The organism is Sphingomonas profundi, from assembly GCF_009739515.1.
Classification (GTDB): domain Bacteria; phylum Pseudomonadota; class Alphaproteobacteria; order Sphingomonadales; family Sphingomonadaceae; genus Alterirhizorhabdus; species Alterirhizorhabdus profundi.
Genome location: NZ_CP046535.1, coordinates 3,056,854 through 3,072,685, shown reverse-complemented (window position 1 = coordinate 3,072,685; position 15,832 = coordinate 3,056,854). Strand labels below are relative to the sequence as shown.

Sequence of the window (15,832 nt, the reverse complement as noted above, 5' to 3'; positions counted from 1 at the left end):
AATCTCCCTGGTTGCGCCCCGAACGATCGGCATCCGCGCCGGTTCATCGGCCTGTCCGCCCGACGCCCCGCTCGACCGAATGGGCCGGACGGAACCCGCGATGCGACCGGGCCTCGAACGCACGTCACGTGGCGACGCGTGATGCGCCATGATCCGGCGATCATCGGCATTTGCGATAGTTGCGTAGCGGCCATTCAGGTGTGACGGGCGGGCGACGGTCTCGCCGAATCCGGCGCGCCCGGCCACGCGGCAGAAGCGACGAGGAGCGGATCATCATGGCGGCACGCGGTTCCCGAACCATCAGGCTGGGGCTGCTCGGCGCCTCTCTCGCGATCGCGCTGGCGGCGGTGGCGGCGCCGGTCGAGCGGAAGGTCTCCGACAGCTCGGCGACGACCGACGCCTTCGCCGACGCCTATCGCGACGCCAACGGCAACATCAGCGCGGAGACGAAGGCCAAGGGCGCCAAGGTGTATGAGGGGCTCTGCATCGGCTGCCACCAAAGCGGCGTGAACCGCGCGCCGCAGCGCTTCCTGCTGGAGCAGACCGCGCCCGAATCGATCTACCGCGCGCTCACCACCGGCGTGATGAAGGATATCGCGGCCGGCCTGAGCAACGACGAGAAGGTGGCCGTCGCCGAATATATCACCAGCCGCAAGCTCGGCGCCGCCGGGGCGGTGAAGCCGGTGATGTGCACCGGCAAGGCGGCGGCGTTCGATCGCGCGCTGCCGCCCGCCTTCACCGGCTGGGGGCTCGATCCCGCGAACAGCCACATGATCCCCACCGCCACCGCCGGCATCGATCGCCGCAACGTGGGCCGGCTGAAGCTGAAATGGGCGATCGGCTTCCCCAACGCGCTGCGCGCCCGCTCGGAACCCGCCATAGCCGGCGGCGCGATCTTCGTCGGCAGCCACGACGGCACCGTCTACGCGCTGGATGCCGCCACCGGCTGCGCCCGCTGGACCTTCGCCGCATCGGCCGAAGTCCGCACCGCGATCGTCGTCAGTCCGTGGAAGGCCGGCGACGCCAGGGCCGCGCCGATCGCCTATTTCGGCGACCTGACCGGCGACGTGTACGCGCTGGACGCCTTCACCGGCCGCCAGCTGTGGCGCGAGTCCGCCGACGAGCATCCGAGCACGACGCTTACCGGCGCGCCCACCCTGTACGGCGACACCCTGTTCGTGCCCGTCTCCTCGCTGGAGGAGGGCGCGGCGGTCAACCCCGCTTATCCGTGCTGCACCTTCCGCGGCTCGATTGTCGCGCTCGATCCGCGCACGGGCAGGCGCAAGTGGCAGACCTTCCTCGTTCCCGAGACGGCGCAGCACGGCACCACCAGCGCCGGCACCGGCCGGTTCGGCCCGTCCGGCGCGCCGGTGTGGAACAGCCCCGCGGTCGACGTGAAGCGCGACCGCATCTACTTCACCACCGGCGGCAACTATTCCTCGCCCGTCACCCCCAATGGCGACGCCATCATCGCGATGGACGTGCGGACCGGGCGGATCGCCTGGTCCTATCAGGCGATGGCCGGCGATGCCTGGAACGGATCGTGCGACGAGAAGGACAAGGCGAACTGCCCGAAGGAGGACGGCCCCGACTATGATTTCGGCGCCGGCGCGGTGCTGGCCAAGGGCAAGGACGGACGCGACTATGTGGTGAGCGGCCAGAAATCGGGTATCGCCTACGGGCTGGATGCGGAGAGCGGCAAGCTCGTGTGGAAGCGCCAGATCGGCCGCGGCGGCGTGGTCGGCGGCATCCACTTCGGCCTGGCCGCGCATGGCGGCGTCGCCTTCTTCCCGGTCAGCGACGTGCCCGATGGCCGCAAGTACGACATGGCATCCCGCCCCGGCCTCTACGCGCTGGACGTCGCGAGCGGCGACTATGTGTGGCAGGCGCCGTCGCAGAGCGAGTGCGGCGCCCGCAAATTCTGCCACCCCGGCTATTCGGGCGCGATCACGATCACGCCCGAACTGCTGATGGCCGGCGGCAATGACGGCTATCTGCGCATCCTGGATACCGCCACCGGCAAGCAATTATGGGCGGACGACACGGTGAAGACCTATCCCACCGTCAACAAGGTGCCGGCGCATGGCGGATCGATGGGCGGCGGCCTGGCGCCGATCGCTTATCGCGGCATGCTCGTGATGGGATCGGGCTACGGCTTCGCCGGCAAGATGCCCGGCAACGTGCTGCTGGTCTACTCGGTCGAGTGAGCCGCGCCGGCCGGTTTGCACGCGATCACGCGCCACCGGCCGGTCCGCCTTACCGGGCGGACGCGCCAGCCGATGCCGGTCTGGCGCAGGAAGCGTTCGTGGATGCCGTCCGCATGCTGCGCGAAATCGTAGAAGGTGATGCGGTGATGGGCGAGGACCAGCACGCCGCCCGGCCGCAGCCGCCGCGCCACCTGCCGGGCGAGCGCCCGCATCGCCCGCGCATCGAGATAGTATAGCAGTTCGGCCACAACGATCGCATCGTACCGCGCGCGCGGCGGCGCGGCGGGCACGATCAGCCGCACCGCCCGCGCCCGGGGCGCCCGCTCCGCCACCGCGCGCGCGACCAGGCGGGTGCCCTCGCGCGTCGCCTCGGTCGCGTCCAGGCGCAGCGCACGGCGGGCCAGCGGGCGGCTGTTCGATCCGTTGCCGGCGCCGAGTTCCAGCACGCGCCCGCTGATGCCGGGCGGCAGCGCGTGCAGGATCGCCCGCCGCTTCAGCGCCTCGTCGCGGCTGGCCCACGTCGACCACGGATCCGCGTCCTGCGCGAACTTGTGCTCGAAGCCGGCGAGGTCGATCGCCCTCATGCGAGCACCGCGAAGCGTTCGCTCGGGCGGACGAAGGCGCGCAGGTGCCGCGCCGTCATGGTGAAGCCGGCGGCGGCGTCGGTGATGCGCCCCGCCTGCGTGCGATACCCGCGCACCACCCGCCGCTTGATGCCCATCTCCCGCCCGCTCAGCGCGATCCGCAGACGGTGGCCGGGGCCGGCCGCGTCCTCCGGCCAGACGCGGTAGCCCAGCCGGCGCTCGCCCCGGCGCGGGATGCGGGCGATCGCCTGCGCCACGGCGCGGTGGTCGCCATGCGCGTCGTTTGCCACCGGGCCGACGATCAGGTCCGGCGCGGGGCAGCGCCGCAGCGCGCCGGCGATCGCGGCGGACACGCGCGCGACCATCGTCTCCAGCGCGCCATCGGGCAGGCCGAGGAAGCGGATGCGGTGCGGCGGTATGGCGAGCGTCGCCATGGCGCGCCGCGTCTCGCGCTGCCGCTCCCGCGTCAGCCGGGCGGGCGGCCAGCGGCGGCTCTGCGGGTGTGAGGCGCCGCCGTCGCTGACGACGACCACCGCGATACGCGCACCTTGGCGGCGCAGCGCCCGCATCAGCGCCCACGCGCCGATCGCCTCGTCGTCCGGGTGGGGCGCCACCACGATCACGCGGCGGGCGGTGAGCGGCGGCCTCATCGCAGCGCCGGCGTCAGCAGGCCGTTGGCGACGGCGGCGCCGGCGCGCATGCGCTGTGCATCCGGCCCGGGCTGGCGGAGATAGACGGCGAGATCGGCGAGCGTGGCGGCCAGCGGATGATCGACGAACATCGCCTGCACCCCCACCGCCGCCTGCGCCAGGGTGAGGGCATGCTCGCCCGCCGCATAAACGGCGGCGCGGGCGGCCGCCACGCCCGCCAGCGTCTCCGCCACCGCATCCGCCCGCCACCCGCGCGCGGCCGCCGCCACGGCGTCCGCCGCCGATTGCGCGGCCAAGTACAGATCCGCCAGCCGCCCGGCCTGGTGCGGATCGCCGGCGCGGTCCTGCGCCACCAGATGGTCGCGCACCTGATCGACCAGGCCCGCCACCGCGCCGGCCTGCACCGCGGCGAAGCGCAGCGCGCCGCCGCTGAACCACGGCTCGCGCACATAGTCGCCGGGGCTGCCGATGGCGGCCTCTTCGGCAAGCCGCGCTCCCGACCAGCGGACGCGGTGCGTCTCCGATCGCTGCATCCCCGTCACCCGCCACCATGTCCGGTCGATCTCGGGCGGTGCTGCGGCGAGGTCCACCAGCAGCAGCTGGCGCCCGCCGCCCCCATCCACCGGCACGATCGCGTGGCTGAGGATGCCGGCGCCGGAGGCGAACGCCTTGCCGCCCGCCAGCCGCCCGTCCTCCAGCCGCGCCGCATCGCCCGGCCAGTCCGCGTTCCACACGCCGAAGGCGCCGCCCGCGCGCGCGGCGGTGCGCGCGGCCTCGCGCTGCGCGGCGGTGCCGTAGCGTGAGACCAGCTGGAGGGCATCGACATGCCCCTCGAACAGCCGGCCCAGCGGCACGTCCCGCCGGCCGACCGCGTACAGCGTGCGCAGCAGGCCCAGCAGCGCGCGCGCATCGGCCGGATCGTTCAGGTCGGCGAGGTCGGCCGTCAGCGACGCGATCGTCGCCCGCGCGATCGCCGGCCTCATGCCACGTTCGAGAGCGTCGGCTGCCCGGCCGGCACGCGCGCCACGGGTACGAGGATACGCTCGGCATCGTCGAAGCGCACCATGCGGGCGCCGCCGGGCGGCGGGCCGACGATGCGGGCGGCGAAGGCGGCGCCGTTGCGACACTCCGCCGCCACCTGCTCCACCTCCTGCGGAGGCAGGCCCAGGCGGGCGGAGAAGCTCGCATAATCGCCGCGCCCGTGCAGCGATCGCGCCTCCGCCTGCATGCGGAAGCGCCACATCTCGTCCTCGGGATGGGTCGTCATCGGCATGTCGTCGCCGCGATCGAGCTGGGCGAGCGCCGCCGCGAAGCCGCCGTCGGCGCGCCCCCGCCGGCGGGCGGAGGTGCGCACGAGGACGGCGGCGTCGCGCCGCACCCGCAGCCCTGCCCGCTCGGCCGCGTCGCACAAAGCGGCATCCTCCCCGTTCGCCAGCGGCGCTATGCCGCCCAGCGCGCGATAGGTGGCGGCGCGCAGCGCCAGGCTGGCCCCGCTGGTCCAGTGATGGGCGGGGTCGGGCTCCCACCCGATCGGGTCGATGGCGCGGCGCGCGCGGTACAGGTGGGCGTAGTAGGTGTCGATGCGATCCTGCCGGCGCGAGGGCGGCTCCGCGCCGCGCACGATCCGGCCGGCCACCACGTCCGCCGAGGCGAGGGCGGCGAGGTTGGCGGCGATCCAGTCCGTCGCCGGCGCGCCGTCCGCGTCGGTCGTCAGCAGGATGCCGTCTGGTGCTGCGGCCAGCGCCAGCGCCATCGCCCGTGCGCGCGCCAGGCCGGCATTGGGCGGGCCGGCGCGATCGGTGCGGTCGCTCACAATTCGGTAGGGCAGGGTGGCGGAGAGCGCGGCGACCAGGGCCGCGCTGCCATCGGTGCAGCCGTCCAGGAACAGGCACAGCCGGAAGGGCGGCGCCCCGCGCTGATCGGCCAGCGCGTGCAGCAGGCGCGGCAGGCGCTCCTCCTCGTCGCGCACCGGCACGCCGATGGCGATCATGCCCGGATCTGTCACTGGCGGGTGGATTCTCTAGGCATACCAGCTTCTTCGCCGATCGGCGGGCGCGCTGGCAAGCGGCAATCGCGGCCACGGCCGCCAAACACCGCCGGCAGCGTCGCGGGCTGGCTGGCATTCCGCCGCCGCCACCATATATGGATGGTGGCCCCGCATCGCGACGCAATCCTTGGGGGTTATCCCCAGCCGCGTGCGCGATTGGACGATGATCGCACTGGCGGCCGCCGCGGCCGCGCGTTACCATCCGCGCCGCTCATCAGGGCAGCGCGCCGCCATCGCCGCGCACCGCCCGTGGAAGGACCGAGATCATGTCGCTGCTCGAAGCCCGCAAGACCTACAAGCCGTTCGAATATCCGTGGGCGTTCGAGTTCTGGAAGCGCCAGCAGCAGCTCCACTGGCTGCCGGAGGAGGTGCCGCTGGGCGAGGATTGCCGCGACTGGGCGCAGAAGCTGACCGATCACGAGCGCAACCTGCTGACCCAGATCTTCCGCTTCTTCACCCAGGCCGACGTGGAGGTGCAGGATTGCTACCACGAGAAATACGGTCGCGTGTTCAAGCCGACCGAGATCAAGATGATGCTGACCGCGTTCAGCAACATGGAGACGGTGCACATCGCCGCCTACAGCCACCTGCTCGACACGATCGGCATGCCCGAGAGCGAATATTCCGCCTTCCTCCAGTATAAGGAGATGAAGGACAAGCACGACTATCTGAGCACCTTCGGCGTGGACACGGACGAGGATATCGCCCGCACTCTGGCCATGTTCGGCGGCTTCACGGAGGGGCTGCAGCTGTTCGCCAGCTTCGCCATGCTGATGAACTTCCCGCGCTTCAACAAGATGAAGGGCATGGGCCAGATCGTCACCTGGTCCGTCCGCGACGAGAGCCTGCACTGCGACGGCATCATCCGCCTGTTCCACGCCTTCGTGAAGGAGCGGAACTGCATGACCCCGGCGGTGCGCGACGACATCCTCGACCAGTGCGTGAAGACGGTGCGGCTGGAGGACGCCTTCATCGACCTGGTGTTCGAGATGGGGCCGGTGAGCGGCATGACGCCGAAGGACATCAAGCAATATGTCCGCTTCATCGCCGACTGGCGGCTGGGCCAGCTGGGCCTGAAGCCGATTTACATGATCGACGAGCACCCGCTGCCCTGGCTCGCGCCCCTGCTGAACGGCGTGGAGCACGCCAACTTCTTCGAGACCCGCGCCACCGAATATTCCAAGGCCGCCACCCGCGGCAACTGGAACGAGGTATGGGACGCCTTCGACCGCCGCAAGCTGGCGGGCGTGGTGCCGGCGGCGAACGAGGACGTGGCGGAGATGGGGCTGTTCGGACCGAACACGGGCGTGGCGGCGGAGTAGGCCTCGGGGCGATGCCGATCATTTCGATCTTCTTCGGCATCGTCATCCGCATGTATCATGACGACCACCCGCCGCCCCACTTCCACGCCAGCTATCAGGGCTTCGAGGCGTTCGTCCGCATAGACAGTGGCGAAATCCTCGAAGGCAGCCTGCCCAAGAAGGCGGCGAAGCTGGTTCGCCAATGGGCGCTGGACCATCAGGCGGACTTGCTGGCAAACTGGCAGCGCGGCGAAGACCTGTTGCCGATGGAGATGATCCCAGGAGCTGACCTCGATGATTAAGCTGACTAGAATCGAAGTCGTGGGCGACCATGAACTTGAGTTGACGTTCAATGATGGGCAGAGCGGGCGTTGGTCGGCGGCGGGACTAATCGCGCGGGATACGGTGCTGACGCGGCCGCTTGGCGATCCAGCTTATTTCGCTAGAGCTTTCAATGAGGCTGGTGCGCTTGCTTGGTCAAACGGTCTCGAACTAGCTCCTAAAGCTTTGGCTAATCAATTGCTGAGAGCAAGCGGTGATATGACAGAAACGAGACCATTTAAGAAGACTAACGCAGCTTTGTATTAGGATATATTCTCACAATAATTTTTGATAGAGGCGCTTAGGCTATGGATAGGCGAGCGTGAAAATGAAAAATGACAATGAAAAGCGGCATTGGTTTCGAGGAAAGAGATCACCAAGCCCAAGCTTGTTCATTTTCATTTGGATTTTAGTAGCGCTAGGCGTTCTTCTTCAGACCTTTCTTCCTGTTCTGATTCATATTCGAGATGATTCATTAACTATTGCTGGACAGTTTGGTGACTCATTCGGGTTTATCAGCAGTTTAATGGCCACTCTTGCGGCAGTTGGCGCATGGAAAGCGGTTGAAATACAGAACGAGGAACGCGCTGAGAGGGATACGCAGTTTCGCGAGCAGGTTACATTAACACGCACGCAAGCATTCGAAAATACATTCTATAGTTTGTTGGCGCATCATAACACTTTGGTCGCAGGCACAGATATTTGGCAGCGTCAGCGAGTTAGTCATGATGATGGTAACGTCGATTATAAATATATACATCAGCATGTCGGCAGAGACGCCTTTAAACGACTTCTCTCCACCCTGAGAAATGCTCTGGGACGGGTTAAGAAGACAGAAGATCTCGACCTAATCAAATCAATATATGCAAAATTCTATGATAAGTTTGAAGATGATATCGGACACTATCATAGGACTCTTTATCATATAGTGAGATTCGTTGATGAGTCGGATGGAATTGACAAGGCCTTTTATATTAGGCTACTGCGAGCGCAATTATCCAACTCTGAACAAGTTTTACTCTTATATAACTGTAGTGTTGGGCCAGGATTTGAAAAATTTAGACCTCTGATCGATAAGCACGCTCTCCTTCATAATATCAGATTAACCAATGCTGGATTTGCTTGGGAGCGAGATATCCTTTGCCCAATTTTTCAAAAGGATGCCTTCCGTGAAGATCCGATAACCTAAGTCAAGCCGCTCTACCCAACACCCTCTGCCGCCGCCGCTGCACCGAACTCCCCAGACCGATCGCCTCGCGATACTTCGCCACCGTCCGCCTCGCTATGTCGAAGCCCCTGGCGTTCAGCAGCTCCACCAGTTTGTCGTCGGAGAGGATCGCGTCGCCCTCGGCCGCGATCAGGGCCTTGATGTGGCTCTTCACCGCCTCCGCGCTCGCCGCGTCGCCGCCGTCGGAGGACTGGATGCCGCTGGTAAAGAAGTATTTCAGCTCGTAGAAGCCGCGCTCGCACGACAGATATTTGTTCGAGGTGACGCGGCTCACCGTCGATTCGTGCATGCCGATCGCGTCCGCCACCGTCTTCAGGGTCAGCGGCTTCAGGTGGGCGACGCCGTGGAGGAAGAAGGCCTCCTGCTGCTTCACGATCTCGGTCGCCACCTTCATGATCGTGCGGGCGCGCTGGTCCAGCGCCTTCACCAGCCAGTTGGCGCTGGCCAGGCACTCGCCCAGCCACGCCTTGCCTTCCTTGCCGGCCGCGCCGCCCGCGATGCCGGCCGCCAGCTCCGCATGGTAGCTGCGGTTCACCAGCAGGCGGGGCAGGGTGGCGCTGTTCAGCTCGATCGCCCAGCCGGCGCGGGTGCGCGCCACGAACAGATCGGGCGTCACCGCCTGCACGCGCGCGGAGCCGTAGCGCAAGCCCGGCTTCGGATCATAGTCGCGCAGCTCGCGGATCATGTCGGCCATGTCCTCCTCGTCCACGCCGCACAGCCGGCGCAGCTGCGGCAGCGCGCCGCGCGCGAGCAGATCGAGATTGGCGAGCAGCCGCGCCATCGCCGGGTCGCAGCGATCGGCCTCCCTGGCCTGCAGGGTCAGGCACTCGGCCAGGGTGCGCGCGCCGACGCCGGTCGGCTCGAACGTCTGGATCGTGGCGAGCACCCGCTCCACCCGCGCCAGCGGCACGCGCAGCCGCTGCGCCACGTCCATGCAGTCCCCGGTCAGGTAGCCGGCTTCGTCGATCTGATCGATCAGCTGGGCGGCGATGGCGAGGTCCGTGCCCGCGAGTGCGGCGCCCGCCTGGGCGAGCAGATGGTCGTGTAGCGAGATCTCGCTCGCCAGCGTCGCCTCGAAGCCGGCGCCCTCTTCGAAGGATCCGCCGCCGCCGGCACCGTCCAGCCGCAGGCCGCCGTCCAGCCCCGGCCCGTCGCCGGCCGCGATGCTGTCGCCTATGCTGTCGGTGGGGCCGTCATGGTGGAAGGTCTCGGCGGCATAGTCCACGTCCAGCGGCGCATCGGCCGCGGCGTCGCCGCCGGCGATCAGCTGGTCGGCCGTGGCGGGCTCAAGCGGGTCGAAGGAGTCGGGGTCGCGTGCGTCGGCATCGCGGGTGTCGGCCAGGTCGCGCGGCTCGCTGCCGCCCTCGTCCGGTCCGGCCGATTCCAGCAGCGGGTTGCGCTCCAGCTCCTCGGCGATGAAGCCTTCTATCTCCAGGTTGGAGAGCGCCAGCAGCTTGATCGCCTGCTGCAGCTGCGGCGTCATCACCAGCGACTGCGACTGGCGGAGATCGAGGCGCGGGCCGAGCCCCATCGGGTTTACCGCCCGGCGGGCATCCGCGCCCTCACAGCGCGAAGCCCTCGCCGAGATAGAGGCGGCGCACATTCTCGTCGGCCACCAGCGCCTCGGGGCTGCCGGCGAACAGCACGCGGCCGTCGTAGATGATGCAGGCGCGATCGACGATGTCGAGCGTCTCGCGCACATTGTGATCGGTGATGAGCACGCCGATGTCGCGCTCCTTCAGCTGGCAGATCAGGTCGCGGATGTCGCTGATCGAGATCGGGTCGATGCCGGCGAACGGCTCGTCCAGCAGCATGATCGAGGGGTCGGCGGCCAGCGCGCGGGCGATCTCGCAGCGCCGCCGCTCGCCGCCCGAAAGCGCCATCGCCGGCGAATCGCGCAGGTGGGCCAGGTGGAACTCGCCGAGCAGCTGGTCCAGCCGCGCCTCGCGCGCGCTCGTGTCCGGCTCCACCATCTCGATCACCGCCATGATGTTCTTGGCGACGGTGAGGCCGCGGAAGATCGATGTCTCCTGCGGCAGATAGCCGAGGCCCAGGATCGCGCGGCGGTACATCGGCAGCTTGGTGATGTCCTGCCCGTCCAGCAGGATGCGCCCGGCATCCGGCTTCACCAGCCCCATCACCGAGTAGAAGCACGTCGTCTTGCCGGCGCCGTTCGGGCCGAGCAGGCCCACCACCTCGCCGCGCCCCACGTCCAGCGACACGTCCGACAGCACCTGCCGCTTGTCATAGGATTTGGCGATCGAGACGATGGAGAGCCCGCGCGCGACACCGTCGCCCGGCGCGCGGTGCGCCGGCGGATCGATCAGGGTGGCCTCGTTCATGCGGTCATGCTCGCTCAATCAGGTTAACCGGCCGTTGCCAATGCGCGACTGGCAGGCTTCGTGCATGGCGCAGGCGCGGCGGTGGGGCAAGACCGTCCGTCCCGCTGCGGAGCCGGCGCGTCTCCGGTAAGACAGGAGTGGACGAGCCCCGGCCTGTCCCGAGCCGCGTTAGAGCGAAGCCGGGACCGGAGTAAAGAGGCGCCTCAGTTCGGCTTGGCCGGAGCCTGGGCCGGCTTGGCAGGCGTCTGCTGCTGCACGGTGAAGCGACCCGTCACGCGTCCGCCGCGGCCGCCGCTCACGCCGCCGCCGCCCACTGCGCTGCCGTCCACCGTCGCGCGGCCGCTGGTGAGATCGATCACCAGCCGGCCGCCGCGCACGTTGCTGTCGCCGCGCACGAGGTTCACGTCGCCCAGCATCGTGATGAGGCGGCGGTTGAGATCGTAGATCGCGAAGTTGCCGGTCGCCCGCTCGGTCGGCGAGGTGACGATCACGTTGCCGGCGGCGTCCAGCCGCTGGATCTGCGTGCTGCCGTTGCCGCCGGCATAGGCCACCGTCAGCCGGCCGGACTGGAGCGTGAGATCGCTCTGCTTCACCCGCACGTTGCCGGAGAAGATGGCGCGATCGGCACGATCCTGCACCTCGATGCGATCCGCCTCCACGTCCACCGGCGCGTTGCTGTCATGCCCCTTCAGGGCGGACACCGCCTGCGCGCGCGCGGGCGGGGCGTCGAGCGCCGCCAGCCCGCACAGCGCGGCACCCAGCATCACAGAGAGAGACAGCCCCCGCGTCATCGCCGCCCTCTGGACTGCCGCTGGTCGATATGCAAGCGCGCCCGCCCCTCCAGCACCACCACCTTGGTGGTGAGATCGGCGGTCATCCGGTTGGCGCTGAACCGGCCGAGCTTCATCAGCCCGTCGACCGGGCCGCCGCTCGCCACGCGCCGCGTCTTCAGGTCGACGCCCACGTCACGCGTGTCGAGGCGGTAGCCGTCGGCGGTGGCGAAGCGCACCGGCCCGTCGATCAGCACCCGCTCGCCGGCCATGTCGTAGCGGCCGGAATTGGCCACGATCGAGGCCGGTCCTTCCGGCAGCGCGATCCGCGCGGAGAGGTTGGCCAGCCGCACGGTGGGGTCGGCGGATGTGCGCTGCACCGCCGATCCGGCGCGGATGGCAAAGGGCTGGCCCTTGCCGTCCTCGCCGCGATAGATCGCGTCGGACACGCGCATCCGCTCCCGCGCCACGGCGACACGATCCTTGGAGAGGACGAAGGAGATGTCGCGCCCCACGGTCAGCGGCGCCACCGCCAGCAGCACCAGCAGCACGGCGATCAGCGCCGGCAGCAGCAGCCGCAGCACACGGATCAGGCGATCGTGGCCGCTGCCGGGCGCGGCCCAGCTCTGCCGGGCGCCGCGCGCCGCGATCGCGCTCTCGGCCATTGCGCGCCTCAGCGCCCCGCCGGATCAGACATGCGCGAAGATATCCACCTCGGGCCAGCCGGCCAGATCCAGCTCCGCGCGGTGCGGCAGGAAATCGAAGCAGGCCTGGGCCAGCGCCGCCCGCCCCTCGCGCGCCAGCCGCACGTCCAGCTTCTCCTTCAGCTGATGCAGGAAGCGCACGTCGGACGCGGCATAATCCTTCTGCGCGTCGCTGAGCTCGGGCGCGCCCCAGTCGGACGTCTGCTGCTGCTTGGAGATGTCCTGGCCCAGCAGTTCGCGCACCAGCTCCTTCAGGCCGTGGCGGTCGGTATAGGTGCGGATCAGGCGCGAGGCCGTCTTGGTGCAGTAGACCGGGGCCGCCACCACGCCCAGATAGTGGCGGATCGCGGCGATGTCGAAGCGGGCGAAATGGTAGAGCTTCAGCCGCTGCGGATCGGCCAGCACCGCGCGCAGGTTGGGCGCCGCATAGTCGCTGCCCGGGCCGAAGCGGACGAGATGCTCGTCGCCCTCGCCATCGGAGATCTGGACGACGCACAGCCGGTCGCGCGGGGTGAGCAGCCCCATCGTCTCGGTATCGACGGCGATCGCGCCGGGGGCGAGGATGCCGGGCGGCAGATCCTCCTCGTGGAAATGGACGGTCATCCGCCCCGCATAGTCGCGGCGGGCGATCCGCTCAACGTGTGTTTCGGTCGACGGGAATCGTGGGCGGCAGCGGGCCGCGCGGCCGGTCGCCCGAGTCGCGCTGGCGTCGCCGGGCGCCACCGATCCCGCCGCCCCGCGCTGCGGCGGCTGGCGTTGCCAAGCGGCGTCGTCTCGCGGCGGGCGAATGCGAGGCACTTGGCCGGGCCGGGTGGCCGGCAGCGGGGGCGGGCGCCGCTCAGCCGACGATCTTGCGAAAAACGGCGGATTCTTCCTGTTGCGCACCACTGCGACCCGCATGAAAAGAGGTGGACTGTCACAATTGCGGGCCGGGCCGATCGGCCGGATCAACATGGCTGCACCTGCTATTGTGGCCTCTTGACTGTGAATCGAAACCGCTCGCGGCGATGTATGTTTTGGGCTATGCCAAGGAACCGGCGCGCTATGGTTTTGCGCTGGCGGTGGGGCGGCCACGCCTGGTTGGCCCCGCCGAATGCGACGGTGGGCGAAGCGGAAAGACTGATACGGCATGAGTTTCGATCGAGGACGGCGCGGGCAGCGCGGCGACAAGGGCAAGGGCTTCGGCGGCGACGATAGCTTCGGCGGTGGCGGCTATGGCGGCGGCGGGTTCGGCGGTGGCGGCTACGGCGGCGGCGGCGATCGCTTCGGCGGCGGCGGTGGTTACGGCGGCGGCGGCGACCGGTTCGGTGGCGGCGGCGATCGCTTCGGCGGTGGCGGCGGCGGCGGCGGTTACGGCGGCGATCGCTTCGGCGGCGGTGGCGGCGGCGGTTTCCGTGGCGGTGGCGGCGGCGGCAGCCGTGGCGGCGGCATGCCCGCGCAGGTGATCGGCGAAGGCAAGGGCGTCGTGAAATTCTTCAACGCGCAGAAGGGCTTCGGCTTCGTCGTGCGCGATGATGGCGGTGAGGACGTGTTCGTCCACATCTCCGCTGTCGAGCAGGCGGGCCTCACCGGCCTGGCCGAGGGCCAGCCGCTGGAGTTCACCCTCGTCGATCGCGGCGGCCGCGTTTCGGCGACCGACCTGAAGATCGAGGGCGAGCCCCTGCCGGTCGAGGATCGCGGCCCGCCGCGTGATCGCGATGCCGGCCCCGGTGGCGCGCCCCGTGGCGGCCCGCAGCGCCAGCTGACGGGCGAGAAGGCCAGCGGCACGGTGAAGTTCTTCAACGCGATGAAGGGCTTCGGCTTCATCCAGCGCGATGACGGGCAGCCGGACGCGTTCGTCCACATCTCCGCCGTCGAGCGCGCGGGCATGACGAACCTGAACGAGGGCGACCGCCTGGAGTTCGAGCTGGAAGTCGATCGTCGCGGCAAATATGCGGCGGTGAACCTCACCTCGCTCGCCTGATCCTCTCCGCCTGAGGCGATGAACGAGCCCGGCCCGCAGCGATGCGCGGCCGGGCTTCTTCGTTTCAGATCCCTTCGCCGATTGCGCGGGCTTCTCACACCATCCGGCGCAGCGTCTCGATCCGGTCGGCCTCGTCGGCCGGCTTGTCGCGGCGGATGCGGGCGATGCGGGGAAAGCGCATCGCCAGGCCGGACTTGTGGCGCTTCGATTCGTGAATCGAATCGAACGCCACCTCCAGCACCAGGCTCTTCTCCACCTCCCGCACTGGGCCGAAGCGGGTGAGCGTGTGGCCGCGCACGAAGCGATCGAGCCATTTCAGCTCCTCGTCGGTGAAGCCTGAATAAGCCTTGCCGACGGGCAGCAGCTCGCCGCCGTCCGCCGGATCGCCGGTCCAGCAGCCGAACGTATAGTCGGAGTAGAAGCTCGATCGCTTGCCGTGGCCGCGCTGCGCATACATCATCACGCAGTCGGCGGTCAGCGGATCGCGCTTCCACTTGTACCACAGCCCCGCCCGCCGCCCGGCGACATAGGGGCTGTCGCGCCGCTTGAGCATCACGCCCTCGATCGCGGCATCGCGCGCGCCGGCGCGGATCGCCTCCAGCGCATCGAAGTCGGCCGCCTCGATCAGGCCGGAGAGATCGAACCGATCGGGATCGAGCCCGGCGACGAACGCCTCCAGCCGCGCCCGCCGCGTCACCCAGGGCAGGCCGCGCACATCCTCCGCGCCGTCGAACAGGATGTCGTAGAGGCGGACGAACGCGGGATAATCGGCCTGCATTTTGGCCGAGACGATCTTGCGCCCCAGCCGCTGCTGCAGCGCGTTGAAGCTGGCCGCGCCGCCGCCCTCCTCGTCGCTCAGCGCGCCGCCCTGCGCCTCGCCCTTCACCAGCAGCTCGCCGTCCAGCACGCCGATACCGCGGAAGGCGGCGGCGACGTCGGGGAAGCTTCGCGTCACGTCGTCGCCGGCACGGCTGTAAAGCCGCGTCTCGCCGCCGATGCCGACGATCTGCACGCGGATGCCGTCCCACTTCCACTCCGCGGCATAGTCGGCCAGGTCGACGCGCAGCGCCTCCAGCGGGTGGGCGAGCATGAACGGGCGGAACACCGGCGTGTTCGCCGCCGTCGGCTGGGCCGCCGTGCCCTCGCCCCAGTCGAACAGTGCGGAGTAGGGCGGTGCGAGGCCGTGCCACACCTCCTCCACCGCATCCACGTCCAGCGCGAACGCCTGCGCCAGCGCCGTCTTGGCGAGCCGGGCCGAGATGCCGACGCGCAGCTCGCCGGTGGCGAGCTTCAGCAGCGCGTAGCGGCCGCTCGCATCGAGATGGTCGAGCATGCCGGCCAGTGCGCGCGGGGCATCAGCGCGGCCAAGGGTCCGCAGCCGCTCGACCACCGCCGACAGCCGCAGCGCGCCGTCGTCCAGCTCGGGCGGCTGGCCGAGCGGCTTGGGCCAGAGCAGCGCGACCGTCTCGGCGAGATCGCCGACATAGTCGCGGCTCATGCCGAACAGCACGGGATCGACCCGCTCCTCGACGAGGGCGCGGATCGCGGCACCCTTCACCGCCGGCAGGTCCAGCTCGCCGGTCAGCGCCGCGATCGCCCAGCCGCGATCCGGATCGGGCGTCACGCGCAGATAATCGGCGATCAGCTTCAGCTTCGCATTGCGCGATCGCGTGTAGACCAGCCCGTCCAGCAGGTGCGAGAATTCGCGCATCCGG

Annotated in this window: 16 protein-coding genes; 6 read left to right on the top strand and 10 right to left on the bottom strand. The window is 69.1% G+C overall.

Going from position 1 to position 15,832, the window contains the following annotated elements; all coding sequences use genetic code 11:
- The first annotated feature begins 275 nt into the window (after positions 1–275).
- Positions 276–2,207, top strand: a complete 1,932-nt coding sequence (locus GNT64_RS14700) for an outer membrane protein assembly factor BamB family protein (RefSeq protein WP_156680205.1) — start codon at positions 276–278, stop codon at positions 2,205–2,207.
- Here GNT64_RS14700 and GNT64_RS14695 read toward each other — a convergent pair.
- From GNT64_RS14695 to GNT64_RS14680, 4 genes are read right to left on the bottom strand one after another with little or no spacing between them, the layout of a single operon-like run.
- Positions 2,192–2,791 (bottom strand): class I SAM-dependent methyltransferase, encoded by a 600-nt coding sequence (locus tag GNT64_RS14695; protein ID WP_156680204.1) that lies wholly within the window; start codon positions 2,789–2,791, stop codon positions 2,192–2,194. The two genes, GNT64_RS14700 and GNT64_RS14695, sit on opposite strands and share 16 nt — an antisense overlap.
- A complete protein-coding gene (locus GNT64_RS14690) occupies positions 2,788–3,441 on the bottom strand; it encodes a PIG-L deacetylase family protein (RefSeq protein WP_156680203.1) in 654 nt (217 codons plus the stop codon). The genes GNT64_RS14695 and GNT64_RS14690 overlap by 4 nt, the downstream gene beginning before the upstream one ends.
- A complete protein-coding gene (locus GNT64_RS14685; RefSeq protein ID WP_156680202.1) occupies positions 3,438–4,424 on the bottom strand; it encodes an acyl-CoA dehydrogenase in 987 nt (328 codons plus the stop codon). Before GNT64_RS14685 ends, GNT64_RS14690 begins: the two co-directional genes overlap by 4 nt.
- Complete coding sequence (locus GNT64_RS14680) at positions 4,421–5,431, bottom strand: glycosyltransferase family 2 protein (protein ID WP_156680201.1); 1,011 nt, start codon at positions 5,429–5,431, stop codon at positions 4,421–4,423. Before GNT64_RS14680 ends, GNT64_RS14685 begins: the two co-directional genes overlap by 4 nt.
- 323 nt (positions 5,432–5,754) lie before the next feature.
- On the opposite strand from GNT64_RS14680, the gene GNT64_RS14675 reads away from it, so the two are divergent.
- The 4 genes from GNT64_RS14675 (at position 5,755) to GNT64_RS14660 (ending at position 8,299) form a co-directional block, all read left to right on the top strand.
- Positions 5,755–6,810, top strand: coding sequence for a ribonucleotide-diphosphate reductase subunit beta (locus GNT64_RS14675; RefSeq protein ID WP_156680200.1), 1,056 nt, complete (start codon positions 5,755–5,757; stop codon positions 6,808–6,810).
- Positions 6,811–6,821: 11 nt separating this feature from the next.
- Complete coding sequence (locus tag GNT64_RS14670) at positions 6,822–7,091, top strand: DUF4160 domain-containing protein (protein WP_156680199.1); 270 nt, start codon at positions 6,822–6,824, stop codon at positions 7,089–7,091.
- Positions 7,084–7,377, top strand: a complete 294-nt coding sequence (locus GNT64_RS14665) for a DUF2442 domain-containing protein (protein WP_156680198.1) — start codon at positions 7,084–7,086, stop codon at positions 7,375–7,377. Before GNT64_RS14670 ends, GNT64_RS14665 begins: the two co-directional genes overlap by 8 nt.
- Before the next feature lie 61 nt (positions 7,378–7,438).
- Positions 7,439–8,299: a putative phage abortive infection protein gene (locus GNT64_RS14660; protein WP_231639556.1), complete on the top strand. Its 861-nt coding sequence runs from the start codon at positions 7,439–7,441 to the stop codon at positions 8,297–8,299.
- Between the two features lies 1 nt (position 8,300).
- Here GNT64_RS14660 and rpoN read toward each other — a convergent pair whose 3' ends face one another.
- From rpoN to GNT64_RS14635, 5 genes are all read right to left on the bottom strand, one after another.
- Positions 8,301–9,869, bottom strand: a complete 1,569-nt coding sequence (gene rpoN, locus GNT64_RS14655) for an RNA polymerase factor sigma-54 (protein ID WP_156680196.1) — start codon at positions 9,867–9,869, stop codon at positions 8,301–8,303.
- A 31-nt stretch (positions 9,870–9,900) separates the two neighbouring features.
- Positions 9,901–10,680, bottom strand: coding sequence for an LPS export ABC transporter ATP-binding protein (gene lptB, locus GNT64_RS14650; RefSeq protein WP_156680195.1), 780 nt, complete (start codon positions 10,678–10,680; stop codon positions 9,901–9,903).
- Between the two features lie 203 nt (positions 10,681–10,883).
- Positions 10,884–11,471: an LptA/OstA family protein gene (locus GNT64_RS14645; RefSeq protein WP_156680194.1), complete on the bottom strand. Its 588-nt coding sequence runs from the start codon at positions 11,469–11,471 to the stop codon at positions 10,884–10,886.
- The gene (gene lptC, locus GNT64_RS14640; protein WP_156680193.1) at positions 11,468–12,115 is read right to left on the bottom strand and encodes an LPS export ABC transporter periplasmic protein LptC; all 648 of its coding nucleotides are present in this window, start codon (positions 12,113–12,115) and stop codon (positions 11,468–11,470) included. The genes GNT64_RS14645 and lptC overlap by 4 nt, the downstream gene beginning before the upstream one ends.
- Before the next feature lie 24 nt (positions 12,116–12,139).
- Positions 12,140–12,757: a ribonuclease D gene (locus GNT64_RS14635; RefSeq protein ID WP_156680192.1), complete on the bottom strand. Its 618-nt coding sequence runs from the start codon at positions 12,755–12,757 to the stop codon at positions 12,140–12,142.
- Positions 12,758–13,283: 526 nt separating this feature from the next.
- On the opposite strand from GNT64_RS14635, the gene GNT64_RS22190 reads away from it, so the two are divergent.
- Positions 13,284–14,117: a cold-shock protein gene (locus GNT64_RS22190; RefSeq protein ID WP_156680191.1), complete on the top strand. Its 834-nt coding sequence runs from the start codon at positions 13,284–13,286 to the stop codon at positions 14,115–14,117.
- Positions 14,118–14,211: 94 nt separating this feature from the next.
- Here GNT64_RS22190 and GNT64_RS14625 read toward each other — a convergent pair whose 3' ends face one another.
- Positions 14,212–15,828, bottom strand: coding sequence for a cisplatin damage response ATP-dependent DNA ligase (locus GNT64_RS14625; RefSeq protein ID WP_156680190.1), 1,617 nt, complete (start codon positions 15,826–15,828; stop codon positions 14,212–14,214).
- Positions 15,829–15,832: the final 4 nt, after the last annotated feature.